Consider the following 25,994-nt stretch of genomic DNA (forward strand, 5'->3'; position numbering starts at 1 on the left):
ATCCGGTTATTTTTTATGTTCTAAGAAAACGGCTAATTCCTGCGATAAAAAATGTTTCAGTTCCCGCTTCGTTCCCTCTTTCAGAAGCTGAAGCATCTCCGGCATCAACAGATAAGAGCTGATCTCGCTCAGCACTTCCAAACTTTCTTTCGACAGCTCCCTCGGACCGAGCATCAGCAGCAATTGCCTGACTCCGGACGAAGTTCCCTGACCGACGACCAGTTCCTCGTGCAAGCGAAACAACGTTAATGAAGGTCTATATACGTGCTCGCTGCGGATATGAAACAGGGCGATGCCCGTATCGGGGATCACTTGACTGCTCTGCTTCTCCCTGTCCAGCAGCAGCCGGACAATCGTATCCGTTTCGTCGATAACCCCTGCTTGCCGTGCATAGCCGCATACAACCTGCAGCGTTTCCTGCAAGCTCCCGAACGACCGGTCGATCACATGAACGTCGAATTGATCGATGATCCCGACGATTTCATTCAAATATTGCTGGATGCGGTGCAGCCGTTCCGGAGAACCGGCCTCATTGGTAAGATCCGGCGCGGCCGGCTCATGTTTTTGCAGTGTCACGTTTTGAATGAACGACCGGAGCCGATCCTCCTCTTCCTGCGTAAGCAGCGGGCTCAGCTTAATATATTGTTCCTCATCCAAAGGCAGGTCTACGGTCGATATAATTAAGTCGTACTCCGTTTCGGGGATGCGCGCCGCCTCAAACCAGGAAGCATGCCCGATAATTTCGATTTGCGGTAATTCTTTCGTCAGACGGACCGCAAGCATTTTGGAGGTGCCGATCCCGCTCGTGCAAACCAAAATCGCTCTTACATCGCGTTTGAACTGCTTCAGCCTCTCGGCCGAGGCGCCGAAATGCATGACCAGAAAGCCGATTTCCTCATCCGGGACGGCAATGCCGGTTATCGTTTCGTCCACGGCCAGGCGGATCGTCGCAAAAAGAGCCTCGTAATCCCGCTTGATTTGCGCCAGCAGCGGATTGCGGATAATTGCGCCTTCGCGCAGTCTGCGCAGCGCCGATTCCAGATGGCTCAGAAGGCCGTCCTTTAACGACTTATCCTCACTGAAGCCGATTTCGGTTCGGCGCTCCATACTGCGTATGAGCTTCCACACCGTCTCCATCAAGCTGAGCTCTTTGGCCGGCAGCAGATCGTCGGGATGGCCCGCTTCCCGTGGCTCCAGGAGCGTAGCAAGATAGCGGGCCTCTGAAGCGGTAAACGTGACGGGAATAAGCTCCGAGAGCCGGTTCATGACGTACTGCTGCAGCCCGTTCGGATGAACCGGATTGGGCGCGGCCGCCGCCTCGATTAGCTTGCCCTGCCGGATGCGGGCGATGCCGATCGAGACATTCATCAGCAAATCGGTATATTCGTTTTCCGACAGAGCGCTTAGGCCCTTATCTTCCGCCTGCCAGAGAGCGGACTCGACATGGATGAAACCGTCCTTGCCGATAAGCTCCAAAAGCTTCTGTGCGATAGGCGAACGAACGCTCTCCGCAGTCCCGAACAATTCCGCGTCGTCCAAATAATTGCGGGCCAGCATGCCCATCAGCCGGCGTTTGTCGATTTCAGAGCCGCTCAGCTCGACGCCGTAGCCTCTGCGTCTGACAAGCGTGAGGTTGGACTTGGCAATCCAGCCGTCCAATTCGTCCAGGTCGTGCGTAATCGTCGGAATCGTTACGCTTAAGCCGTGAGCGAGAGCGAACAGCTTCACAGGTTCATCCTCTTGCAGCAGCATGCACAAAATCAAAATTTTCCGGTCCTGCGCCGAATATTCGACCGCCGTCCCGCCATGAAGCAAGCGCCGGAACGATTCCAACTGCCCGGCCTCGGCTTGCAGCTGAATGCCTTTGCCGGATTTTTTTTGCAGCGTCAATCCATGCTCCGCCACGATCCCCTCCAGCTCGGACAGCTCCCTGTGCACGGTTCTCGTGCTGACCCGGATTTCCGCGGCGATTTCGCCTGCCGTTATGTCCCCTTGCCGATTCAGCAGCAATTCAAGAATTTGACGATGCCTGTGCGACAGGCTCCTCATGTGAATTCTCCTTATTTACAAAATGGAGATAACGCCGGCAAATGAGCCAGCGTCAGACAAATTATTTCGATAATCTTTTTACCAGCTCATCGTATTCCGGGCTTTTCATAAAATTATCGATGGAAATATGCTCGGCCTGCGGAGATCGGCTGATCGCCCGGTCCGTCAAGGATTTGTGGGTAACGACGATGTCCGCATCGCCCGGTATTTCGCTGATCGCCGTGTTGATGACAGTAACATCGACGCCGGCTTCCTTCATTTTTTTGCGCAAAATGGATGCTCCCATCGCGCTCGATCCCATGCCCGCATCGCACGAAAATACGATTTTGCGCACTTCCGACGCCGGCTTAACGGCAGATGCCGATACGGGTGCTGCTGCGCCAGGCGAAGATACCGGAGCCTGCTTCATCTGCTTCATTTTCGCGGTAGCCTGATCCAGATCGTCTTCCTGCTCGGATTGCTTGCTGGTTTTGAGCAGCAGCGCCGCAACCAGGAAAGAAACGATCGTTGCCGTGATGACCCCTGTGAAAATCGGCAGCAGCCCACCTTTCGGCGCCATGGCGATATAGGCGAAAATGCTTCCAGGCGAAGGCGGAGCCACAAGACCGGCGGAGAACAGGGAGAACGTGAACGTTCCGGTTACGCCGCCTGCAATGGCAGCCAGGATCAGCCGCGGGTTCATCAAAATATATGGGAAATAAATTTCATGAATGCCGCCGAAAAAATGAATAATCGCTGCGCCCGGTGCGGAAAGCTTCGCCGCCCCCCGGCCGACCAGCCAATAGGCGAGCAAAATGCCAAGCCCCGGTCCCGGATTGGACTCCAGCATGAACAAAATCGACTTTCCTGTTTTGGACGCCTGCTCCAACGCGATCGGGCTAAGAACGCCGTGATTGATCGCATTATTCAGGAACAGCACTTTTCCCGGCTCGATCAAAACGTTCGCCAGCGGCAGCAGCCCTGCATTGACGAGCACCTGCACGCCGGCGGCGAGCGCTTTGCTGACGACCTGAACGGCCGGCCCCACGACCGAGTACGCCAGTACGGCCAAAATGCCGCCGATGATGCCGGAGGAGAAATTGTTCACGAGCATTTCAAAGCCGGAACGGATTTTTCCTTCGATGGATTTGTCGAACTGCTTGAGCACCCAAGCCGCAAACGGACCGACAATCATCGCACCCAAAAACATCGGGATGTCCGTGCCGATTACGACCCCCATCGTCGTCACTGCGCCGATAACGCCTCCGCGCGTCCCGTGCACCATCGTTCCTCCCGTATACCCGATCAGCAGAGGCAGCAAATAAGTAATCGTTGGCGAAACGAGTTTGGCCAAATATTCGTTTGGAATCCAGCCTGTCGGTATAAATAATGCCGTGATTAAACCCCAGGCGATAAATGCGCCGATATTCGGCATCACCATGCCGCTCAGAAAACGGCCGAAACGCTGAACGCCCACCCGGATTCCGCCGGAAGATGCGTGTTGTTTGGCAACTGTAGCATCCACTGGGATATCCCTCCTTTAAATAATTCATATTCTTTACCGTTCTTTTTCGGCAAAGTGATTGTGATCTAATCGTAATGCAATAGCGCTTACACGTTCAATCTAATCAAAATCCCTTTTCGTCAAGAACGATGTTGACATCATTTAAACTGAGCCCGCAATAGTATGCGCTTCTTCCTCTCCCGCATATTACGATTCCTGGATCGCGCCAAAGGCTCGTATCGGCTTGGAAAGCCGAAAACCTGGACAGTCAAGGGGCCGCAGCCGCTCTTCGCCAACCTTGCGCCTCTACTGCATGGATTGCGATTGCTGAAGTGGGCCACGTTACTCCTGCAACCGTTTGCGGTGCCGGAGTTTACTGCATCGGTTGCGGCGCTGAAGTGGGCCTTGCTTCTCTTGCTCAGCTTTGGCGCTGAAGTGGGCCTAACTTCTCTTGCATGGGTTGTGGCGTTGAAGTGAACCTCGCTTCTCTTGCTCAGCTTTTGGCACTGAAGTCGGCCTCGCTTCTCGCGCATCGGTTGCGTCGCTGAAGTGGGAGGGGACAAGGCGGCTTGACAGGGAAAAACCTGCGAAAGTGCAGGCTTTTTCAGTAGAAATGGTTCATTTTCGCGAAAAGCCTGCAATTGTGCAGGAATTTTTGATGAAAATGAATCCACACCCATGTTCACGGCGAAAAGCCTGCACAATTGCAGGAATTTGTCGTGGCCAGCGAATCCATCGAACAAAAACTGTACTTTTGCAGGCTTTTTCCCGCGACCGGGGTAAATGGTGCAACCGGGTAGGTTGTACGACCGACTCTGACGTGTGGGTTTCTGGGCAGTCTGGCTAGTGTTTATCTAGCGGTAACGGTTCGTTTGGAAGAAAAGCCTGCAATTGCGTGGAGATTGTACAGAAATTATCGGCAAAAATGTGGCCACGTTCATATATTCGCTGAAATTGCTGCACAATTGCGGATTGCCTCATTGCAAGCATCTCAACGAGCAATAAGAGGTACTAGCGGCAGCAAAAAACCAGCCTTCTTCCCCGTCGTATGGAGGAAAAAGACTGGTTTTCCGGCTGCGCCTTGGCCTACATTTATTTCACCAGCTCCGGCAGCAGCTCCGCCTACATATATTTCGCCAGCTCCGGCACCAAATTGGGAGGAACTTGCCCCTGCAAAGCTGCGACCAGATTTCGGGCGGCCAGCTGCGCCATGTCGAATCTTGTTTTGGTCGTGGCCGAACCGATGTGCGGCAAGGTGATCACATTCGGCAGCTTCAACAGCGGATGATCGGCATCGACCGGCTCGCGTTCAAAAACATCCAGCCCCGCGGCACGGATGCGTCCTTGCTGAAGCGCTTCAAGCAGCGCCTCTTCGTCCACGGTTTGCCCCCGGGAAGCGTTGATGAATATCGCGGTCTCCTTCATCCAGCCGAACTGCTCCTTGCCGATCATGCGGACGGTCGAATCGGTCAGCGGAGTCAGCATGACGATAAAATCCGCTGTTCTCAGCAGCTCTTCCAGGGGCGCATAGCGTACCCCGAGGCGCTCTTCGGCTTCTTTTTTCCGGCTGCGATTGTAGTAGGAGACATCCATGTCAAAACCGAATTTGGCGCGTTTGGCTACGGCCTCGCCGATTCTGCCCATCCCGATAATTCCGAGCGAAGCATGGTGCACGTCAATGCCGAACAAGCTTTCGTTGTCGCCGCGCTTCCAGTTCCCCTGCTTCACATACTGATCCAGCTCCGTAATTCTTCGCGCCGCCCCGAGCATGAGAGCCAGTACGAGATCTGCAACCGTATCGTCCAAAACGTGCGGCGTATGCGTTCCCATCACGTTCCGCTCCTTCATCGCCGCCAAATCGAAATGATTGTAGCCGACGCTGGAGCTGCTTACCACCCGCAGGCGCGGTGCCCGATCCAAAAGCTCGCGGTCAATACGGTTCCCCGACGTCAGCAAGCCGTCCGCTTGCGCAAGCTCTTCCAGCAGCCGCTGCCGCGGAATCGCTTCCGGCTGATCCCATATTTTATAATCGCAGTGTTCGGCGATGTACGTTTCCACTTCTTCGGGAATCGATCTTGCGATAAACACATACGGCTTCATAAACACCACTCCATTTTCGCAAAAATTGGTCAACCTCTCACTCGGCATATTCGCGCTCCTGCTGCTCCTCATCGGCAATACTCTGCAAATCCAAAGCTGTGATGCTGATGAGCGGATACGATTGATTCTCGGCGATTCGCAGCGCTTGCTGCTTCATATATTTGGGGGAACCTTCCGTATCTTCATCGTAAACAAGAAGCAGGCCGTCGGAATTCCGCAGCAAAAACTTGTCCCGCTCTTTAAACTGCCATGGTCCTTCATATTTGCTCTTGGTGACGCTGTTAACGTAGTCCGCACGACTTATAACGCGGCTGTATACGCTTTTCTTCTCATCGCTCCAATTTTCTTCCTGCTCGAGGAACGGCGTAATCACCGCCAGCTGCAAATTCGGGCAGCTCGCTTTCAATTCGATAACCGCTTCTGCAGCCCAAAGCTCTACACCCCAGCCGCCGCTGACAATTACCCATTCCAGCCCTTCGTCGACGAGCCCCAGGATCCGTTTTGCAATCGCTTTCTTAATAATTGCAATGCCCGGGTGTTTCAAGGAAAATATCCCCAATTCGGATGCCCTGTATCCGGTAATAAGCACCCTCTTCATCCGGCACACACCCCTTGTACGTTCTCTGTATCAGGTTAGCACAGATAAGGCCTGCCGCCAATACCGAACAAAACGGTGCCGCCCCAAAAGTCAATTGGTACTTTTTATGTCCCGCTCTGCCTTGAAGTTTCACCAAAAGAAAGAACCTCATTCTCCACTTGGTAGTGGAACTTGAGGTCCTTTGCTCGGTTTTCAGGCTGTTCCCGTACTTTGCGAACACTTCCCGGACAGCTGTTCTTGCTATACGTTATTCAAATTTCACAAGCTGGTCGACAGCAACCGGCTGCCCTGTCCGCAGCGAGATGTTGCCGGCGATGCCGGTCAATATGGACATCGCTCCGTCTACGTGCGAAGCCGCACGGTTAAAGCGGTCGTCGGACGGCTTGTCGAAAATGTCGCGCAGCAAAATCGGATCCCCGCCGCCATGGCCGCCTACGCCTTGTTCGATTTCAACTTCGTATGGCGCATCGAACATCGGGAATACCTTGATGTATTTTTCCTTAAGCGCTCCTTCATCTTCTTTGCGTCCGCCGGAGTTGACATACGATTGCTCCACGACCCGCATTTCGATTCTACCCTTGCTGCCGTTGAAATGAACGTTGAATCCCTCCCAAGGCAAGTAAGCGTTCAGCGAGTACGTCAAAATAGCTTTATTCTTGTAACGGACCATGACCCCCATCGTATCCTCGATGTTGATGCCGTCGCCGAATACGCTTTGGTCGCGCTGGTAGCCGTCTTCATGCTCCGCGTTCAGATATAGGCCCTTCAAATGCTCATTCTTGTCCAAATGAAGCGCAAATGGATCGTCCTTCGCAATTTCATTGCCTGTTGCGCGTTGATAGAATTGCGTAACGCCGCGTTTTTCCGCGTTTTCTTTGCCGTAGAACATCAACCCGCCCATGGCAAATACGGTTTGCGGGCTCGTACCCAGCCAAAAATTGACGAGGTCGAAATGATGCGTCGATTTATGCACGAGCAGCCCGCCGCTGTTGCGCTTGTCGCGATGCCATCTGCGGAAGTAGTCGGCGCCGTGGCGGGTGTTGAGCAGCCACTCGAAATGAACGGAATGAACATCGCCGATAACGCCATCCATAATCAGCTCGCGGATCTTGGTGTTATGCGGCGCATAGCGGTAATTGAACGTAACGCGAAGCTGGCGGCCCGTCCTTTCGATCGCGTCCAAAATTTCCTGGCATTTCTCCTCGTCGACCGTCATCGGCTTCTCGGAAATGACATCGCAGCCCAGCTCCATCGCTTTAATAATGTACGTATGGTGCGTCCGGTCCACAGAAGTGACGATGACAAAATCCGGCTTCTGCTCGCGAATCATATTCTCGAATTGATCCGCTTTATATGTCGGTACGGCGTTGTACCCGTATTTTTCGGTTAACAATTTGTTGGTGAAATCCATTCTCGTTTGATTGATATCGCAAATAGCAACAAGCTCGGACGTTTCCTGAAAATCTTTAACGATAGCCCCGTAGAAAAACTCGGCGCGTCCCCCTGTTCCAACCAACACATAGCGCTTCTTCATGTCTTAAGCTTACCCCTTTCGGTTTCGTATGACTCAAGAGTAATACAATATTTGCTCTGTTTCTAATCCGATCTTATCCAAACACTGATTTTCTTTGCATATTTTGCTATACTATTTGTATCCGGGAACATGATTAGCGGCAACCCTTCGAGAGGTGACTTCCCTTGTATGGTTTTGAGATCGAACGACTGCGCAGAGACAAGCGGTTCTCCATGCCGGTGAACCATTTTCACGACAATTACGAAATCTACTACTTGCTGTCAGGCAAAAGATATTACTTCATACGCGACCGCTCTTACTTGATCGAAGAGGGCCATCTCGTCTTTATCGACAAAAATGTGCTGCACAAAACCCACGACGTCGACGCGGCCCATCATGAGCGGATTTTGCTCAACTTCGGCGATCCGTGGATCGACGCCGCCTCCGCCAAGCGGGCTGCGGCCGTCGAGCTGCTGCTGGCCCCGTTTCGCGGCAAACAGCCGGTCATCCCCCTGCACGGCGCAAACCGTACTTTTGCGGAAACGGTGCTGTTCAGCCTGCTGAAGGAGCAGCAGCAAATGCTGCCGGGTTGGGAGCTTAACGGCAATGCGCTGCTGACGCAGCTGCTCGTTTTTTGCTCCAGGCTGGCGAGCGAAGCCGTGGCGGCGGCCGAACCGTCCCATGCGCCCAACGACAAAATCATCGAAATCATCGGCTACATCAACCAAAATTTCAAAACAAAGCTGTCCCTGTCACTCATTTCGGAAACGTTTTTCATCAGCCCGAGCTACTTCTGCCGCACTTTTAAAGAAACGAGCGGCTTCTCGTTCATCGAATACTTGAACACTATCCGGGTTCGCGAAGCGCAGCGGCTGCTGCGGGAAACTAGGCTCAAGGTGATCGATATCGCCGAGCAATCGGGGTTCGAGAGCATCGCGCATTTTGGCCGCGTCTTTAAGCAAGTCACCCAGCAGACGCCGCTGGAATGCCGCAAACTGATGCGCACGGCAAAATGAGAGGCGGCGCAACGGCCTGACGCCATGCGTGCGGCTTTCCCCAGCCGCACCGGGCGCCGCGGGACTATCCAAACCCGCCAACCGGCCTTTTCACGGTTGGCAAGGAAAAACCTGCGATTGTGCAGGTTTTTCAGCCGGAAGCGGCTCATTTTAGCAAAAAGCCTGCAATTGTGCAGGAATTTTCCGCGAAAATGAGCCTAAAACCATGTGCGCGGCGAAAAGCCTGCACAATTGCAGGAATTTGTCGTGGTCAGTGTATCAACCGGGCAAAAACTGTACTTTTGCAGGTTTTCTTCACGCAACCGGGCAGCCGCCCCCAAACCAAAAAAAGACCCGGATTCGCAGCACTGCGCGCCCAGGTCTTTCGCTTTTTAAAATCCAAAATATTGCTTGGCATTGTTGTAGGAAATATCCTGCACCAGCTGTTTCAACTGCTCCTCATCGTTCGGGAACTCGCCGTCTTCCACCCATTCCCCGATCATATTGCACAATATTCTCCGGAAATACTCGTGTCTCGTATACGATAAGAAGCTTCTGGAATCCGTCAGCATGCCAACGAAACGGCCGAGGAGCCCGTGATTCGCCAGCGTTTTCATCTGAAGCAGCATGCCGTCCTTCGTATCGTTGAACCACCAGGCCGAGCCCAGCTGGATTTTGCCGGCGATGCCGCCGCCCTGGAAGCTGCCCATGAGCGAAGCCAGAATGTCGTTATCCTTTTGATTCAGGGAATACAAAATCGTTCTCGGCAGCGTCTCGTTCAGCGCCAGCTCGGACAGCAGGCCGGTCAATGCACCGGCCACAGGGCTATCGTTGATCGAATCGTAGCCGGTATCCGGACCGAGCACCTTGAACATATGCCCGTTGTTGTTTCTCGACGCATTGATGTGATACTGCATCGCCCAATCCAATTTATGATAAATACCGCCCAGGAAAACAAGGGTATATGTTTTGAATTGTTTTTCCTCATGCAGGCTGACAGGAAGCCCTTTCATCGCATTTTGGAAAATAACCGCAGCTTCCTCCCGCGTAACCGGCGCGTATGGCACGTAATCGAGTGCGTGGTCGGACACTTTGCAGCCTACCGAATCAAAGAAACGGGCTCTGTTCTCAAGCGCCGCGAGGAAATCGTCATAGCTGCCGATCGCAATGCCGGACGCCTGCTCCAATTGGCGGACCCAAGGGACGAAGGTCGGTCTGTTGATTTCGAATCCTTTGTCGGGACGGAAAGAAGGCAGCACCTGCGTTTCGAAATCTTGAATCTCTTTGATTTTAATGTGGTATTCCAAAGAATCGACGGGATCGTCAGTCGTGCAAATAACCGTCACTTTGGACTTGGTGATCAAATCTCTCGCTCTAAGCTTGCCTTCCTGCAGCTTGGCGTTTGCTTTCTCCCAAATAGCGGGGGCATTTTGCGCGTTAAGAATTTCATGCACATCAAAATAACGCCGCAGCTCCATATGCGACCAGTGGTACAGCGGATTGCCGATCGCCATCGGCACCGTCGAAGCCCAGGCCAAGAAACGGTCGTAGTCGCTGGCTCCGCCTGTAATTTTCGCTTCCTCTACGCCGGCTGCCCGCATGAGCCGCCATTTGTAGTGATCCCCGTATAACCATGCTTCCGTAATATTGTTGAACTGCTTGTTTTCATAGATTTCTTTCGGACTGAGATGACAGTGGTAGTCGATGATCGGCAAATCCTTGGCGAAATCGTGAAACAGACGTACTGACGTTTCCGTGTTAAGCAAGAAATTGTCATCCAAAAATGTTTTCATGAATCTGGCTTCCACCTTTCTGAACCTGACTGCTACGCTATTTATTGTATCGGACTCATGCCCAAAAATCTTGTTCTTTTTTGCTCATCGCTTTTGAGAATATGCATATTTTGACTTGTGCGCCTGCCGCCGGCAACAAAAATAAGCTTCGCCGCGACGACCGTATGGCAGTCCGGCAAAGCTTATTTCGGCTGGGTTATGTATTAGAAACGCCTTTTCCCCATAATAAATTTCTTGTTTGCCTTCTTGGTCGTCACAGGCACGTGTTTGTAGCTGCGCACCATCTGCGTTTTGCATAACGGGCAAGCCGGAAGCTCTTCCGTCACGAACTCTTTGCGCACCCATGCTTTGCAGTCCGCTTGCTTGCATTTCCAAATTTCGATCTGCTCGAGGTCTTGCGTCTGTTGCTCTGTTGTTGAAGTTGCCATTTCTCTCTTAATCTCCCTGTTTCATTATCTAGACTACTTATTATTATACAGATTAAGAGGAATATCAAGTCTTGTTAAAAGATTGTTAAATTGCGGCTAGCTTCCGCACCCTCTAGAGGCCGTCAATTTCCCATTATTTTCGCGAACCGCTGCTTAAATAAACGGTTCAAATGAGGAAGCGTCACGTAATCGACACCGATTTTCCCGGCGTTGGCGCCAGCCGACAAGATAATAAAGCTAACCAGTATCATCCACGGGTTTAAGCTGACGACGCCGGCAAATATGTACATGAAGTTCATCAATAGACCGAAAAAGGCCGCTGCTGCAGTCAAACAACCGAGGATTAATCCCGCCCCGACCAGAAATTCTCCCCAAGGAACGATGATGTTGAACAGTTTGATATTTGGCAGGGCAAAATCTTTTAGGAACGACACATAATTGGGGTAAATCATCCCCTTTGTTGCGGAATCGACTATCGGCTTTGCTATAGCGCCCTGTATAAACCCGCTGGCGTCAAACGCCTGATCGGCGGTGAGCTTGCCCCAACCTGCCGCCAACCACTTCCACCCGACATACACTCGAACAAACATCAGCAATACGGCCGCATACTTGTTCTCTCTTACCCATTTCATCATCATTCATTCCACCTTTATTTTTTTTGGAGTCGAATTGATCTGCCTCCTATCATAGGTAACGACACAAAACCGACATCGGTTTGATCGGATTTCCGAATGAGGACATGGGTAATTGCAAAATGCTGCTAAAAGATCGGAATTCTCGCTTTATTGCCGTCGCTTGAATACAAAATCGCCTCGGAATTGAACAAATCGATTCTTTCCAGCGAGTTAATAAAGTTCATCATCGTAAGCTTGTTATTACGCAGCGCGTGAATGAGCGCAGGAATGAGTTTTTGGTCTGTTCCTATGAAGTACACCGAGATAGCTTTCATGTTAAACAAGATATTCATCTTTGCCAAAAAGATCATCTCCCAACTGCATAGTCACTTGTGTCAAGTGCTTCATTTTCAAAGAATAGCACGATTTTCATAGAGAGTCCGTCGATTGCCGTTGTCGTTTTCGCACTAGTTTTGAAGAATTGTTCCCTTCATATGAAAAACTGCTCCCGAGTTCATGTAGCTCGGGAGCAGTTGCTAAAGTTACTCTCGTCTCTCCTCCCGCACTGGCTTGACGTGCTGAGGAATACCACGATTAGTTATGGGGACGTACTCAACATCAAAAGATCCGCGGTATCCGAAAAGCGGTCCAAAAAATTTGTTGTTCACCTGCACATCAATTCGGAACTTCCCGGTCTCATCATCGTACCACTCGCAGACATCCGCATAACCGGAAAAGGTCATAGGAAACCGAAAGCCTAGAATACCTTCATAAAAAAATTGCTTCCCCGACCGTAACCCCATACCGCCATTCTCCGCAACAAACATATCAATCTCCACAGCCAAATGCTGGTGAGTGCCCAGATAATCTACAATTTTACGCCGTTTCTCACTGTAAATCATTGTGGCATCAAAACGTCTGATCCGATTCGGAAAATGGTACGTTCGAATCCAAGAAACAGTCTCTCGCCCAAAGGTATCCTTGTATGCATAGTTCTCGATTGAGAAGGGAATTTGCTTCCCACCCTGCGGAAAAAGGATATTTCGCCACGTACCAAGAGCCAGAAACGGCAGTGTAAACCATTTGCCATACCAAACATGTTCCATAATCCCTTTGCCGATAGACGCTATTTGATTCTCGCTTCCGAAGCCGAATCGCTTTTGGATCTGAGGGTGGAGCTTGGCGAAGTCATCACCGAGGATTTTTTCGTAGATCGATGTCATGCTTGTCTGTCCCTTTCACGTGAACTCCGAAGACACCTTCCAGCATTTGGAATTCCTGTTGCATTTAGCAAACTGATTATAGATAAAGCTATCATTGCCACATTCAGAGAAATTGGATTGAAAGGCGCTGCATAGGTCGCCGGATGCGCTGCCGCACTTAATCCCAGAAGAATCAAGACTAATATATTGGCCTTATGCAACCCCCTTCGCTTCTTTCCACTCAAAATAAGGAACAAGAGACCGAATCCGATTTCTCCTAATCCCATCAGCGTCAAGAAAAGTCTTCCATAATCAGCATTACCTATGGTGCTCCGCAAGATATCCATTTCCCCCGAATCCGGTACCAACAGTTTTGGCACAAGTCCTTGATACACCCAGATGATAAACAAGCTTACGGTCAAAATAACCTCCGTAATTGAACGCCTGATCAATACTAACGGGGGAGTCCCCTGCTCCAGCCATAGCCGCAAACAGTCAAAACTCCATGCCGTCGCCCAACCCATTACCGGTCGGAATAAGAGTCGATCGATCCATGTACCGAATGCGCCAAAACGAGTCCTGTAATCATATCTGGTTAAGAAGCGAATACCATCGGCTGTAGGCACATAACGCCAAAATCCGGCTCCTTCAATTATTAGCGAAACCGGATTCGATGAGCTGAATTTCAAGCTGGAGGTCATAATGCCGTCTTTCTCTTTGTTGCCTACCGATTCGCCTTCTCCCGCAATACTAATTCCAAAGCCGATATTGGTTTTATATAAAAAGCGCTGAGGCTCTTCTTCATAGGATTTTGGAATATATGTAATCTCTGAGAACCTTAAATCCCATTGTTGATGCAAATCTGGAGTCTGGGTATATGTCCACAATGTTTCCATCGGTACTTTCATAAGAATTTCTACGTAAATGGGTTTTCTTTTGGTCATGACTCCCTCCTGTTCTCTAATTTTTTCGATCTCCTAATATGAAGTGTTGCATAAACCATGGCTTAATGAGTGGTAAAACAGTATCCGGCTGCATGGCCTTTGTATGGTCCATATCAATTCCTTCAAGAACTTCTACATCCCAACCCAGATCGGTCAGTTCTTTCATATTCTTCTTCAACAAGCCCACGATGTCAACAGTAACATTTCCAAAATTCTCACCGTAAACGATCGTATCTTTCTCTCCTGCAAAAGCCAATTTCGGAAAATCCAGCTTGTGTTGAATGCTGCGATCATCAAAAGCGGCAAGGCACTGATACAGTGTAACAAATTGCTTCGTTACATGGGGATCTATTGTGACCGTCATGTTTTCCCAATCGGTCTCATTCGGATTCTGTGATCCTTCAGGCTGTGTAACTGCTGCACCTTGATTACTCAAAGCTTGTGTGTGTGTTTTGGCGGTCACAACCATCATTTCTTGATAAGGCCCTTCATAAGGCGGAAAACCGCCCATGACCAAGCTTTCCAGCCGATTTGACCTTATGGCCAACTGCAATCCCGCCAATGCAAGCCAAGAATAACCGTAGTAGCTAAAATACTCAACATTCATTTCATCGGCTATTTGGAGAAAATCATTTACAATATGTTCCGGTGTGAGATTTTCCGGGTTCGGATGTTGAAATAGATGTCCTTCATAATCGAAATATAAAACCTGAAACTCGTCAGCAAGTCCCTCGACAAAATGTTTCCCTAATTCAGGGTCTACTCCCCACAGCTTTAAGTTTTCCGCTTCCTGATTGTAAACAGATTTTTTAGCAATGGGCAGCATGATGATTGGACGGTCAGGAATTCCCGTTAAACCCGCTTCTATTTCGGAATGATTGTTTAACCGTATCATTTTTTTCAATGTACTCACTCCTTCAATGTTTATATAACAATCATATAACATTCATGCAATCTTTCGGTTTAGCGCTTCGTCTGCCTTGATTTCCCCTCTAAAATTCGATTCAATATTACTGAAGCACTTGAAGGTTTTACTTTAATATTTGGAGCGATATCGATAATGAACACGATTTATACACCTAAACAAATTGCCAAGAAACTGAATGTGAGTACGACTACTTTACGGAGATATGAAGATCAAGACTTGATTCCGGATGTGCCGAGGACGGTCAGCAACCGCAGATGCTATACATCCGTCCATGTACAAGCTTTTGTTACAATTCGGGCGTTGCTGCGAGGATTTGAGATTCCGGTTGCGTATGATGTGATGAGAAGGATGAAGAACCGGGATATCGAATATGCGCTTTGGCTTATCAATCAGCAGCAGCATAATATTCAAGCGGAAAAACTTAGGGTAGAGGAAGTTTTGCGCATGCTTCGAAATGCCGATTTTTCGAAATTCAGTCATTTGAATGTAACGGATTCAATGACAATTGGAGAAGTTGCCCAAATCGCCGGTGTCAGACCATCAGCCATTCGGCATTGGGAACAAGAGGGGTTAATTATTTCGGAGAGAAATAAACATAACGGGTACAGAGTCTTTACTCTTACGGAACTAAGAAAAATTATTCTCATTAGCAGTTTAAGGAAAACCGTATATTTTATTGATAATATGAAACAGCTTTTGAACGACTTGGAAATACAGCACTATGAACAAGTGGAACGGTCCTTCCAGCTTGCCCTGCAAAAATTGAACAGTCAATTAATGAAGCAGTTTTTGGCGATAGCTGAGCTTATGAAATATGTGGACTTCTATAAAAAGGATACCGAATAGCGTAAACCGACTCTTACTCCTACTTCTTTTTACGCCTACGAAACGGCTCTAGCCGCCTTATTCGTATGGTGCAGCAAGTGAAGATTGTATTTTGAAGCCGGACATGTTAAACTTTAGACAAAGAATAAACTACGCGAAGGAAGCACCTCGCTAAGCCCTTACTAAAGGGTTAAGCGAGGTGCTTTTTTTCGTAAAAAGGAGAGAACACTTATGCAGAATTTATTAAACACCATCTTCCGCATCAGAGCGTACATTGCCGGTACCGAACCCGGACGTGACGGAGAAGCGGCATGCAGTCTTGTCACTGTCATGTTTTTAGGTTTTGCCGCCCTGCAGCTTATTGCCGACTGGAGCCTCAAATCAGTTATGCCGCTCGGCGGCGCATTCATTTTATCCTGGTATTTACTAGACACGTATGCCAGACATCGAATCAACAAAGTTGCTCTCCTTATGACACTGTATCATTTTACGCAATTGTTATTGGATATCGTTCATTTACGATACAACATGAATCCGTCTGCATTAATCAGCTTTGTAAATCATGCGAGAAAAACGATTCGCTGCTACAGGAATATTCTTATTCTCGATGATTTGGAAACCAATCGTGTCATGGCTGCAAATTAAAAAGAATCAACGGCAGCAACAATCAGGGCGCAAAAAGACGCCCCATCCACTTGTACAGCGGTGCTGGAGGCGTCTTTTTTGTCAGGGACCGGCTTTACTAGCCGATGCTTTATCTGGCAAAGCCCTACATATTTATTTCCCAGGAAATGTCGGGCTTAGTCGAAATAAACCGCCTTACCCGTTCTCGCGGATTCGTAGATCGCCTCCAAAATTTCGGAGACGACGCAAGCTTGCTCCGGTGTGACGACAGGCTCGATATCTTTATCGATCGCTTCGATCCACAGGCGCATCTCCAGATCCTGCGCATTATCCACGGCGCCGTCGTAGAAAGCTACGCCGCCGGCGTTCAGCTCGACGTTCGTCGTGAACAGGCGGCTGTTCTTCTCGCCATTAATGCGCAGGCCGTCCTTCATGTCGGCGCCGCCCTCTGTGCCGCACAGCGTGCACTTCGCTTCGTCGACTTCAAGAGAGTTCAATGCCCAGCTGGATTCGAGCATGATTGTTGCGCCGTTTTGCATCGTAATCATGCCAAAAGCCGAATCCTCCACCGTGAACGTGGACGGGTCCCATGGTCCCCAGGCATTGGCCGCGTTTTCACGCTGGGACAGCTTATGGTAGGACGTACCAAGCACAACCTTCGGCTTGTAGTTGTTCATCATCCACAGCGTCAAATCCAGCGCATGGGTCCCGATATCGATCAGCGGACCTCCGCCCTGCTTCTCCTCATCGAGGAATACGCCCCATGTCGGAACGGCGCGGCGGCGAATGGCGTGCGCCTTGGCAAAATAAATTTCGCCCAGCTCGCCGTCGGCGCACAGCCCATGAAGATGCTGACTGTCGCTGCGGAAGCGGTTGTTGTAGCCGATCGTCAGCTTGCGGCCTGTTCGCTTCGCGGCTTCGACCATGCGGCGGGCGTCGGCCGCCGTCTTCGCCATCGGCTTCTCGCACATAACATGCTTGCCGGATTCCAGCGCGGCGATCGTGATGTCCGCATGGGAATCGTTAGGCGTGCAGACGTGCACGATGTCGATCGAGCCGTCCTGCAGCAGTTCGCGGTAATCCGCATAGACGCGGGCTTCGCCTTTGCCGTATTTGTTTGCCGCGTCATGCGCTCTTTCCGTGACAATATCGCAAAAAGCGACCATTTCCACATTGCCTAATTTGCTTAAGCTCGGCAGATGCTTGCCGTTCGCTATTCCTCCGCAGCCGATAATCGCAATTCGATACGTTTTGGACATTAACTTTTTCCTCCTTGTGCCCCAACAGAACTGTACATTCTTTTCTAATGAGCATTCACCTTGTACAATGAAAGTATAACAAACAGGCAAAAAAAGAAAATTTCGGATCTGGTGCAACTTGTATGCGATTTTGTCATACGGGGAAAAAAGGAGGCGCAAAAAGGGTGCTCATTCATGAAATTTCCCGAAAGCTCGGCATTACGGCCAGGGCGATACGCTTTTATGAGCAAAAAGGGCTGCTCTCGCCGTCCAAGCTGAAGGAAAACGGTTACCGCACCTATACCGAGCAGGACGCTTGGCGGCTCCAGACGATCATTTCGCTGCGCGAGGTCGGCATGCCGCTGCAAGATATTCGCCGGACGCTGGAAACCGCGGTGCCTAACGGCCAGGAAGAAGTGCTGCAAGCGCTGCAGCTGCAGCGGTCCTTGCTTTTCCAGCAGTGGACGGAAATGAAGCAGGTCATCGCCACGATGGACCAAATGATCGAGGCCGCCGAACACAATCAACAGCTGCCGACGGAGCAGCTGTACGAACTTGCCCGGCAAAGCAAAGCGGTGCGGGATTTGCGCAAAAGCTGGCGGGACCATTGGGACTTTGACGCCAAAGCCGTGAAATTCGACCAGCTTCTGGCCGACGGGACAGCCGCTCATCCCGGTCCCGGGCGGCGCGGCGGCGGCCGAGAGGCAGGAGCGGCGTACGAAACCGCGCTGCAGGCCATCGCAGCGTTCATCGCGCCGGCGCCGGGCGACAAAGGGCTGGACATCGGCACAGGCACGGGCAACCTGGCCGCGAAGCTGCAGCGCCTCGGCGCCCAAATGTCGGCCATCGACCAGTCAAAGCAGATGCTCAAGGTGTGCGGGCTCAAGCACCCCGAGATCGAAGTCAAGCTCGGCAACGCGCTCGCGATTCCTTATATGGACGGCCTGTTTGATTTTGCCGTCAGCAGCTTCGCCATGCACCACTTTACCGAGCAGCAAAGGCCGCTGGCCTGGGAAGAGATGCTGCGGGTCGTGCGGCCGGGCGGAAAAATATGCATTTGCGACTATATGCTCAAAGAGCCGTCCGAACAGCAGCAGTTTCTCCGCAAGCTGATCGATTCAGGGGCCGGCAAGCTGCCGATGATGCACAGCCAGGTCGAGCTGTATCCGGTGCTCTCCTCAGCCGCGAGCTGGTTTCGCGAACGCGGATGCCGCGTTGCGAGCGAGCCCGCGGGAGAAGGCGTATACGTGCTGTATGTGCAAAAATGAGCCTGGGCGGCTGCCAATCAGCATGCCCCAGGCTCATTATTTTTTTACCGTACCTGCGATCAGCTTGTAGCCGACGCCGCGAATCGAATCGATTTGCACCGATTGCTGGTTCATTTCGAGCTTTTTACGCAGCGAGCTGACGTGAACGTCAACCGTCCGCTGACCGCCGATGTAGTCGAAGCCCCAGACGATATTCATCAAATCGTCCCGCGTCACGACAACGCCTGGCCGCTGAACGAGATACAGCAGCACCTCGAACTCTTTGGGACGCAGCGGAATCGATTCCCCGTTCAAAATAACTTCGTATTTTTCCGGATAAATGAACAAATCTCCGGCTTGTATCACTTTATCGGCCGACTTTTGTTTGTCCGACAGCAGCTCGTCCGGCTGCGTTCTGCGCAGCACGGCGGATACGCGGGCGAGAAGCTCGGCTACGCCGAAAGGCTTCGTAATATAGTCGTCAGCCCCGTGCTTCAAACCTTGGACGACTTCGTCCTCCGCATTGCGGGCCGTTAAAATAACGACCGGCGTGCTGTTGCCCTTTTGTCTCAATTTGGTCAAAACTTCAAACCCGTTCAGGCCCGGAAGCATAATATCGAGAATAACGAGATCGTAATTTTGCTGCAAAGCCTCTTGTAGTCCGTCGCCACCATGATCGACAACCTTCGTATCATAACCTTCCTGCGATAAATTGTATGAGAGCAGTCTGGCTAAGGTAGGTTCATCTTCTATAACTAAAATTTTTTGAGCCATGGGATCCCCCGAATTTACAGTATTTTAACACTTTGCAATAATCTCATCGTAGCACCGTTTTGTAAAGAGAATGTAAACATTTTATTAATCCCGTGTAAATTAGTGGATGACAGGCAGTTCAATTGTAAATTTGGTGCCGATGCCGACTTCGCTCTCGACCCGGATCGTTCCTTTGTGCAGCTCCACCAAATGCTTGACGATGGACAGCCCGAGCCCGGTTCCGCCTGAACTTCTGGAGCGCGCTTTATCCACCCGGTAAAACCGCTCGAATATGCGCGGCAAATCCTTTTTCGGAATACCCATCCCGGTATCCGATACGATGACCCGCAGCCGCTCATAGTCGCCGAGGGCATTCATGTCCAGCGGTTCGACCCGCACTTTCACCTTGCCGCCATCCTGCGTGTAATTGATCCCGTTGGAGAGCAAATTAATAAATATTTGCCGCAGCCGGTCCTCATCCGCTTCCAAATAAATATCGTCCTGAACCTGCAGGCACAGCTCGATGTTCTTTTTCTCCGCTTCCGTACGCATCACGTTGATTGTCTTTTCCATAAATTCAACGACATGCACGGGCGAAAAATGCATCGGAATGCGCTTGGATTCGATTTTGGACAATTCCAGAATGTCTCCGATCAGACGGTTCAGCCGCTCGCTCTCATCGAAAATAATTCGCAAAAACGATTCCGCCGTCTCCTTATCGTTCAGCGCTCCCGCGAGCAGCGTTTCGGCAAAACCTTTTACTGCGGCAATCGGCGTCTTCAGCTCGTGGGACACGTTGGCTACGAACTCGCTGCGCATCCGCTCCAGCCGGCGCACTGCGGTGATGTCGTGAAGGACGATCAGGACGCCTGCCCATTCCTCGTCATCGTGAGAAATCGGGTTCAAGTTCAATTCAAGGATGCGTTCGGACGGATAATAAAAAATCATCTCGTCGCGGATAGGTTCCTTCGTTTCGATGCACTCTTGAATCAGCTTGGCGAACTCATACTGCTGCTTCGCCTCGCTATACCTTTTGCCCAGAAGCTCCTGCGCGGAAAAGCCGAGAATGTACTCGGCGGAAGGATTCAGCAGCACGATCCGCTCGTTCCGGTCAACCATCACGATGCCGCTCACCATGTTTTCCAAAACGCCCTGCAGCCGCCGCTCGTTCTCCTGAATGCGCTCCATCTGTTCCTGCAAGCTTTCGGACATCCGGTTGATCGCTTGCCCGAGCTGGCCGACCTCGTCTTTGCTTAAGGATGAGACGCGCGCCTGATAGTTCATATTCGTAATTTGCATCGCGACTTTGGTCATATTTTCAATCGGCCGGGTGATGTCCCGAGCGATCCGGTAGCTGATGATGCCTACTATAACAAACAGGATGCCCAATCCGGCGATTAGGAAATACCAAAGGTTGCGGATCGACGCATCGACCTGCTCCAGGCTCATCGCGATGCGCAAATATCCGGTTATCTCTTTGCCGTTTTTGACGGGGATAGCCGCGTACAGCATCTTTTCCTTGAGCGTACCGCTGTATCGGGTAATGTAGCCGACTTCGTTCGGCCCGCCGGCCTCGGCAATTTCAGGTCTGCTCAAATGGTTGTCCATCTGCTTCGGATCTTGATCGGAATCGCCCAGAACGAGCCCGTCGGCACGCACAAAGGTCAGTCTCGCATCCGTGCTCTGCTTGATTTTCAGCGCTTGGTCCGTATAGTAAGCTATCAGCTCGCTTTCGCTGCCGCTGTGCCTCCAATCGCCCGTAGCCAAAATCACCTGCAGTTCCCGCTTCATGTTGTCCTGCAGCGCTTCAATATGCGAATCTTCGAGCACTTTGGCCATAAACAGACCTGCAATCAGCATCGAAAATCCGATTAGTAAGATCAAAATCAAAGTCAGTTTGGCACGGAATTTCGTCATCCGCCGGTCCTCCATTCGACTGCCTGTTCAATGTTGGGTAAAAAGAAAAAGGGCTACTCTACATAGTATCCCTTTTCCCCGTGCCAAATCCAGTATTTTTTTTGTAAACCGGCGGTTATTTGAATACTGGCTCTTTCAAAAGCGACAGCTTCTCCAACGAGCTTTTTTCCACATCGGCATGCAAGCTGTTGCCGTGCGAATCCATCGTGACGATGGCGGCGAACCCTTGGGTTTGCAGATGCCACATCGCTTCCGGAATGCCGAACTCCATGAAGTCCACGCCTTCGACTTTCTTAAAACAACGTGCGTAGTACTGCGCGGCACCACCGATCGCATTCAAATACACGCCGCCGTGCTCTTTAAGTGCGGCCAGCGTCTTGGCTCCCATGCCGCCTTTTCCGATTACAGCGCGGATGCCGAACTTTTTAATAATATCGCCCTGGTAAGGCTCCTCGCGGATGCTCGTCGTCGGTCCGGCCGCTCTCACATGCCACTCGCCTGCCTGATCCTTGCTCATCACCGGTCCGCAGTGATAGATAGCGGCGCCGTTCAAATCGACCGGAGCGTCGTGATCCATCAAATATTTGTGCAGGGCGTCGCGTCCCGTATGCATCGTGCCGTTGATCACGACCACGTCGCCGACTTTCAGCGAGCGGATCTGCTCTTCGGAAATCGGCGTCGTCAGCACAATTTCGCGGCGCTCGGACTCGCTGTCGTCCTCTTCCTTGGCACCGGCTTCGAACGCTTCCTTGAAGGATACTTCCGTTCCACGCGGATACGACCAGCCTTTGATTTCGCCGCTGCCCGCATCAAGCACGACACCTTGACGGCGAAATGCCCAGCAGTTGTACGCGACGGATACGAAGAAGCTCGCCGGCAGACGGTTCGCCACTCCGACCTTGCAGCCAAGCAGCGTCACTTGACCGCCAAAGCCCATCGTGCCGATGCCGAGCGTGTTGGCGTTGTCCATCACGTATTCTTCCAGCTTGCGCAGGTCCGGATGCGGGTTCACGTCATCCACATGGCGGAACAATTGATGTTTCGCCAATTCGTAGCCGCTTGTGCGGTCGCCGCCGATGCCGACGCCGATGAAGCCTGCGCTGCAGCCCTGGCCTTGCGCCTGGTAGACCGCGTGCATAATGCATTTGCGGATACCGTCGAGGTCGCGTCCCGCTTTGCCCACTCCTTCAAGCTCGGCGGGCAGGCTGTACTGAATGTTTTTGTTTTCGCAGCCGCCTCCTTTCAGGATGAGCTTCACTTCAATGTCGTCTTTTTCCCATTGCTCAAAATGAATAACCGGCGTTCCGGGCCCGAGGTTGTCCCCCGTATTCGCACCCGTAAGCGAATCCACCGAGTTCGTGCGAAGCTTGCTGTCTTTCGTCGCCTGCGCCACCGCTTCAAGAATGTGCTTTTTCATGACGAGTTGGTTTGCTCCAACCGGACAGTGTATAATAAACGTGGGCATGCCCGTATCCTGGCAAATCGGGGACACGTTGCATTCCGCCATATGAATGTTATCCGCAATCCGGGACAATGAAAGCGCGGAACGGGTTCCGCCGTCTTCGCGCTGCTGAGCCGCTTGAACAGCACGCCGCACGTCGCCTGGAAGGTTCGTGGAAGTTTCGACAATCAAATCATAGACACTCTGGTAAAAATGCTGCATAACAAGAAAGGCTCCTCTCTGAAAACAAAATTATAATCATTATCATTTATTATAGCATACCGCGATAGGACAGTTCGACGTTCAATCCGAGAAAACAGGAGAATTCACCGCATGTTCAAAAAAATCGGAATTACCTTTCTGCTAGGCATCATAGGCATCAGCCTGCTGCTTGGCCCGCTTCACGCCGACAGAGCCGGACAAATCTATTATGAAGACCAAGTCGCCGTACTCATGTATCATCATATTCACGATACGGACACAAGCTCCAGCACGATTACGTCCGCGCTGTTTCAGAAACAGCTGCAATATTTGCTGAGCAAAGGCTATCATTTTATTTCGCTAAGCGAATTCAAAGCTTACATGGGAGGCGCCAGCGTCCCCTCCAACGCCGTGCTCGTCACCTTCGACGACGGCTACCAAAGCTTTTACACGTCAGCTCTGCCTCTATTAAAAAGCTTGCGCATTCCCGCCGTGAACTTCGTCATTACGACAGATTTGGCCAATCCGCTCGGTTCCTACATTCCTTCCATGTCGAAGGATCAGATCCGCGAGATGGTCCATGATACGAATTTCATCGATGTCGGCTGTCATACGGACAACCTTCACAACAAGCTGCCAAGCGGACAAGCCGCGCTCGTCGGAAGGACGAATACGGACGGGCAGCCGGAATCCGACGAAGCCTACAAGCAGCGGATTCTCAAAGATACGACTGCCTGCAAAGGCAAGCTGGATGCGCTGAGCGATACCCCGATCGACACGATGGCGTATCCGTTCGGCATCAACAGCGACCAGGCGGTGCAGCTCGTTCAGCAGGCGGGCATCCGCTACGCCTTCACGATTACGCCCGATATGGCGACGCGCAGCGCCGATCTGCTGCGCATCCCGCGGATCAACGCGGGCAGCCCCGGCATTACGCCGGAGCTGCTTCACCGCTCGATCCAGCGGCGCATCGTCGCGCAGCCGGGCACAGCCCCGCTGCGCGTGGACGCGGCTGCCGCCGCCGAGCAGCTCGGCGGCAGCGCGGTCCTTGACGGCGGAGCGCTTCTGCTCCGCCTGCGCGATCAGGCATTCACCCTGCGGGTGAATGCCGCGGAAGCGGCGCGCGGCGAGGAGCGCGTCCCGCTGCGCCAGCCAGTGCTGCGCGAGCACGGGCGGGTCACGATAGCGCTTGGCGACCTGCAAGCGCTGATCGGGCTGCCGCTCGTCTACACCCCCGTCACCGGCAAGGTGGCCGAACGGGTNCAGCCAGTGCTGCGCGAGCACGGGCGGGTCACGATAGCGCTTGGCGACCTGCAAGCGCTGATCGGGCTGCCGCTCGTCTACACCCCCGTCACCGGCAAGGTGGCCGAACGGGTGACGCCGAGCGTCAAACAACAAGAATGAGGAGCATGCAAGCATGACGACAAATAGCGATTTTTTTGCTTATTTATACCGCCTGCGATATATCGAGCGATGGAGTCTAATGCGCAATACGCTCAAAGAAAACGTAGCGGAGCATTCTTATCACGTTTCCATTCTTACCCATATGCTGTGCACTATCGCCAATGAAGTGTTCGGCCGGGACATTCCGGTCGGTCAGGCTATTTCCCTCGCCTTGTTCCACGATGCGACGGAAGTGATCACAGGCGACATTCCGACTCCGGTCAAGCATCATAACTCGGATATTCTGAGCAATTTCCGCCAAATCGAAGCGCTGGCCGCCGACAAGCTGCTCCAGACGATCCCCGACGCGCTGAAAACCGCGTATAAGCCGCTTATAACGGGGAAAGGCGAGAACACCGAGCTAAGCCGCTACGTCAAAGCCGCCGATTTGCTCGACGCTTACCTCAAATGCGTCACCGAGCTGTCGGCCGGCAACCGCGAATTCGGCACCGCCAAAAAACAAATCGAGCAAGCCATTCAACGAATGGACATGCCCGAAGTCGATTACTTTTTGCAGTATATGGCCCCTAGCCTGGAAAAAACGCTGGACGAACTATCCGAATAACTACAGGATGCTGCGGTTGAGCATGAAAAATACGGCAACGATGACGGCAATGGCCGCAATCCAGCTGTATGCTCTGATTTTTGCCGCATCCGATACTACGCTGGTTCCTGCCTTAGCTGCAGCGACCAGCTTTTTCATTCTCGAACCGAGCATGCCGGTTACGGCTCCGATGATCAGCAAAAGCACGACCGAAATGATCATCCAAGGCACCGATACGCCGGCCGAATGGATCATCGCACCGCCGGTAATAAACGATACGATCAAGGCAAACTGGCCCATGCGGTTAAAAAAAGAAAGCAAGCCGACAAAGCTCTCCTGTCCTGCTCCCGACAACGACGCCGCGCGTCCCGCTACAAAAGGAAACACGACATAAACCCCCAACAGCAAAGCACTAATCACGTGTAAAAAAATCATTACGCTGAACATTTGACGCCTCCACATCGTTTTGAAATGGTTTTCTTTAGTATAACCGAATTCAAACGATACGGACAAGGAAGCGTTCCTGCGTTTTGGCCTCTGTACACGCTCAAGTTCACGATATTTTCACAAGTGGGTGCCGCGTGAGGGCCCTTAGGTGGCGGCCGACCGCCGTCATGCAAGCGCAAGCTGTTGAAAAGCCTCCACCAGAGCCGGCCACGCAAACTGTTTAGCTTTTCGCGAAAATGCCTGCAAAAGTACAGGTTTTTGCTCCTTCATGCGCTTACTTCGCGCAATTCCTGCAATTGTGCAGGCTTTTTCCCGACATATGGGCTCAACATTCATTGTTGTCAAAAATTGCTGCACTTTTGCAGGCTTTTCGCCAAAATGAGCCATTTCCACGGAAAATTCCTGCACTTTTGCAGGTTTTCCCATCGGCCGACCTGCCAAGCCAAGCTGTCGCATGACCTTCCGTCATACAGCGACGTAACCCACGCATGTGGGGGCGCATGCGAGTGCGCTAGCGGGTACGCGAACGAGTGCGCGAGCGAGTGCTCAGGCGGGTACGCGAGCGAGTGCTCAGGCGGGTGCGCAGGCGGGTGCGCAGCGGGTGCGCTAGCGAGTGCGCAGGCGAGTGCGCAGGCGGGTGCGCAGCGGGTGCGCAGCGGGTGCGCAG

The 25,994-nt window shown here is 51.8% G+C and carries 24 protein-coding genes; 6 read left to right on the plus strand and 18 right to left on the minus strand.

The window, feature by feature from the left end; translation table 11 throughout:
- Positions 1 to 6: 6 nt before the first annotated feature.
- From AC6RNO_RS23860 to AC6RNO_RS23880, 5 genes are all read right to left on the minus strand, one after another.
- Positions 7 to 2,049, minus strand: coding sequence for a PRD domain-containing protein (locus AC6RNO_RS23860; protein WP_497107002.1), 2,043 nt, complete (start codon positions 2,047 to 2,049; stop codon positions 7 to 9).
- A 61-nt stretch (positions 2,050 to 2,110) separates the two neighbouring features.
- Positions 2,111 to 3,553 carry a PTS mannitol transporter subunit IIBC gene (locus tag AC6RNO_RS23865; protein WP_474679681.1) on the minus strand — a complete coding sequence of 481 codons (1,443 nt, stop codon included), beginning with the start codon at positions 3,551 to 3,553 and terminating at the stop codon, positions 2,111 to 2,113.
- Positions 3,554 to 4,654: 1,101 nt separating this feature from the next.
- Positions 4,655 to 5,632, minus strand: coding sequence for an NAD(P)-dependent oxidoreductase (locus AC6RNO_RS23870; RefSeq protein ID WP_497107003.1), 978 nt, complete (start codon positions 5,630 to 5,632; stop codon positions 4,655 to 4,657).
- A 37-nt stretch (positions 5,633 to 5,669) separates the two neighbouring features.
- Positions 5,670 to 6,230, minus strand: a complete 561-nt coding sequence (locus AC6RNO_RS23875) for an SLOG family protein (RefSeq protein WP_474679683.1) — start codon at positions 6,228 to 6,230, stop codon at positions 5,670 to 5,672.
- Positions 6,231 to 6,477: 247 nt separating this feature from the next.
- Complete coding sequence (locus tag AC6RNO_RS23880) at positions 6,478 to 7,764, minus strand: Gfo/Idh/MocA family oxidoreductase (RefSeq protein ID WP_497107004.1); 1,287 nt, start codon at positions 7,762 to 7,764, stop codon at positions 6,478 to 6,480.
- Positions 7,765 to 7,928: 164 nt separating this feature from the next.
- Here AC6RNO_RS23880 and AC6RNO_RS23885 point away from each other — a divergent pair, with 164 nt between their 5' ends.
- Entirely contained in the window at positions 7,929 to 8,759 is an 831-nt protein-coding gene (locus AC6RNO_RS23885) for a helix-turn-helix domain-containing protein (protein ID WP_497107005.1), read from the plus strand.
- A gap of 371 nt (positions 8,760 to 9,130) precedes the next feature.
- On the opposite strand, the gene uxaC is transcribed toward AC6RNO_RS23885, so the two are convergent.
- The 7 genes from uxaC to AC6RNO_RS23920 form a co-directional block, all read right to left on the minus strand.
- The gene (gene uxaC / locus AC6RNO_RS23890) at positions 9,131 to 10,531 is read right to left on the minus strand and encodes a glucuronate isomerase (RefSeq protein WP_488437728.1); all 1,401 of its coding nucleotides are present in this window, start codon (positions 10,529 to 10,531) and stop codon (positions 9,131 to 9,133) included.
- A gap of 203 nt (positions 10,532 to 10,734) precedes the next feature.
- Positions 10,735 to 10,959, minus strand: a complete 225-nt coding sequence (locus AC6RNO_RS23895) for a cold-inducible protein YdjO-related protein (RefSeq protein WP_474679688.1) — start codon at positions 10,957 to 10,959, stop codon at positions 10,735 to 10,737.
- Positions 10,960 to 11,081: 122 nt separating this feature from the next.
- Entirely contained in the window at positions 11,082 to 11,597 is a 516-nt protein-coding gene (locus AC6RNO_RS23900) for a DoxX family membrane protein (protein ID WP_474679689.1), read from the minus strand.
- A 122-nt stretch (positions 11,598 to 11,719) separates the two neighbouring features.
- Positions 11,720 to 11,935: a hypothetical protein gene (locus AC6RNO_RS23905; RefSeq protein ID WP_474679690.1), complete on the minus strand. Its 216-nt coding sequence runs from the start codon at positions 11,933 to 11,935 to the stop codon at positions 11,720 to 11,722.
- Between the two features lie 180 nt (positions 11,936 to 12,115).
- Complete coding sequence (locus tag AC6RNO_RS23910; protein ID WP_488437727.1) at positions 12,116 to 12,796, minus strand: DUF4166 domain-containing protein; 681 nt, start codon at positions 12,794 to 12,796, stop codon at positions 12,116 to 12,118.
- Positions 12,793 to 13,719 carry a DoxX-like family protein gene (locus tag AC6RNO_RS23915; protein WP_497107006.1) on the minus strand — a complete coding sequence of 309 codons (927 nt, stop codon included), beginning with the start codon at positions 13,717 to 13,719 and terminating at the stop codon, positions 12,793 to 12,795. Before AC6RNO_RS23915 ends, AC6RNO_RS23910 begins: the two co-directional genes overlap by 4 nt.
- 16 nt (positions 13,720 to 13,735) lie before the next feature.
- Positions 13,736 to 14,623 carry an alpha/beta fold hydrolase gene (locus AC6RNO_RS23920; protein WP_497107007.1) on the minus strand — a complete coding sequence of 296 codons (888 nt, stop codon included), beginning with the start codon at positions 14,621 to 14,623 and terminating at the stop codon, positions 13,736 to 13,738.
- 156 nt (positions 14,624 to 14,779) lie between these two features.
- Between AC6RNO_RS23920 and AC6RNO_RS23925 the strand changes: the two genes are divergently transcribed.
- Together AC6RNO_RS23925 and AC6RNO_RS23930 are read left to right on the plus strand one after the other, a co-directional pair.
- Positions 14,780 to 15,493, plus strand: a complete 714-nt coding sequence (locus AC6RNO_RS23925; protein WP_474679694.1) for a MerR family DNA-binding transcriptional regulator — start codon at positions 14,780 to 14,782, stop codon at positions 15,491 to 15,493.
- A 210-nt stretch (positions 15,494 to 15,703) separates the two neighbouring features.
- Entirely contained in the window at positions 15,704 to 16,117 is a 414-nt protein-coding gene (locus AC6RNO_RS23930; protein ID WP_474679695.1) for a hypothetical protein, read from the plus strand.
- A 155-nt stretch (positions 16,118 to 16,272) separates the two neighbouring features.
- Here AC6RNO_RS23930 and AC6RNO_RS23935 read toward each other — a convergent pair whose 3' ends face one another.
- The gene (locus AC6RNO_RS23935) at positions 16,273 to 17,355 is read right to left on the minus strand and encodes a Gfo/Idh/MocA family protein (RefSeq protein ID WP_474679696.1); all 1,083 of its coding nucleotides are present in this window, start codon (positions 17,353 to 17,355) and stop codon (positions 16,273 to 16,275) included.
- Positions 17,356 to 17,519: 164 nt separating this feature from the next.
- Here AC6RNO_RS23935 and AC6RNO_RS23940 point away from each other — a divergent pair, with 164 nt between their 5' ends.
- Positions 17,520 to 18,602: a MerR family transcriptional regulator gene (locus tag AC6RNO_RS23940; RefSeq protein ID WP_497107008.1), complete on the plus strand. Its 1,083-nt coding sequence runs from the start codon at positions 17,520 to 17,522 to the stop codon at positions 18,600 to 18,602.
- Between the two features lie 36 nt (positions 18,603 to 18,638).
- Here AC6RNO_RS23940 and AC6RNO_RS23945 read toward each other — a convergent pair whose 3' ends face one another.
- From AC6RNO_RS23945 to AC6RNO_RS23955, 3 genes are all read right to left on the minus strand, one after another.
- Positions 18,639 to 19,355, minus strand: a complete 717-nt coding sequence (locus AC6RNO_RS23945) for a response regulator transcription factor (protein ID WP_474679698.1) — start codon at positions 19,353 to 19,355, stop codon at positions 18,639 to 18,641.
- A 99-nt stretch (positions 19,356 to 19,454) separates the two neighbouring features.
- Positions 19,455 to 21,251 (minus strand): two-component system histidine kinase PnpS, encoded by a 1,797-nt coding sequence (gene pnpS / locus AC6RNO_RS23950; RefSeq protein WP_474679699.1) that lies wholly within the window; start codon positions 21,249 to 21,251, stop codon positions 19,455 to 19,457.
- Between the two features lie 115 nt (positions 21,252 to 21,366).
- On the minus strand, positions 21,367 to 22,914 hold the full coding sequence (locus AC6RNO_RS23955; protein WP_474679700.1) for a fumarate hydratase: 1,548 nt from the start codon (positions 22,912 to 22,914) through the stop codon (positions 21,367 to 21,369).
- A 360-nt stretch (positions 22,915 to 23,274) separates the two neighbouring features.
- On the opposite strand from AC6RNO_RS23955, the gene AC6RNO_RS23960 reads away from it, so the two are divergent.
- A complete protein-coding gene (locus tag AC6RNO_RS23960) occupies positions 23,275 to 24,297 on the plus strand; it encodes a polysaccharide deacetylase family protein (protein WP_497107010.1) in 1,023 nt (340 codons plus the stop codon).
- Positions 24,298 to 24,310: 13 nt separating this feature from the next.
- Positions 24,311 to 24,901 carry a 5'-deoxynucleotidase gene (gene yfbR / locus AC6RNO_RS23965; RefSeq protein WP_474679702.1) on the plus strand — a complete coding sequence of 197 codons (591 nt, stop codon included), beginning with the start codon at positions 24,311 to 24,313 and terminating at the stop codon, positions 24,899 to 24,901.
- On the opposite strand, the gene AC6RNO_RS23970 is transcribed toward yfbR, so the two are convergent.
- The gene (locus AC6RNO_RS23970; RefSeq protein ID WP_474679703.1) at positions 24,902 to 25,327 is read right to left on the minus strand and encodes a hypothetical protein; all 426 of its coding nucleotides are present in this window, start codon (positions 25,325 to 25,327) and stop codon (positions 24,902 to 24,904) included.
- Positions 25,328 to 25,492: 165 nt separating this feature from the next.
- A complete protein-coding gene (locus tag AC6RNO_RS23975; RefSeq protein WP_474679704.1) occupies positions 25,493 to 25,753 on the minus strand; it encodes a hypothetical protein in 261 nt (86 codons plus the stop codon).
- Positions 25,754 to 25,994 lie beyond the last annotated feature (241 nt).

It is taken from the genome of Paenibacillus sp. sgz302190 (assembly GCF_059820445.1).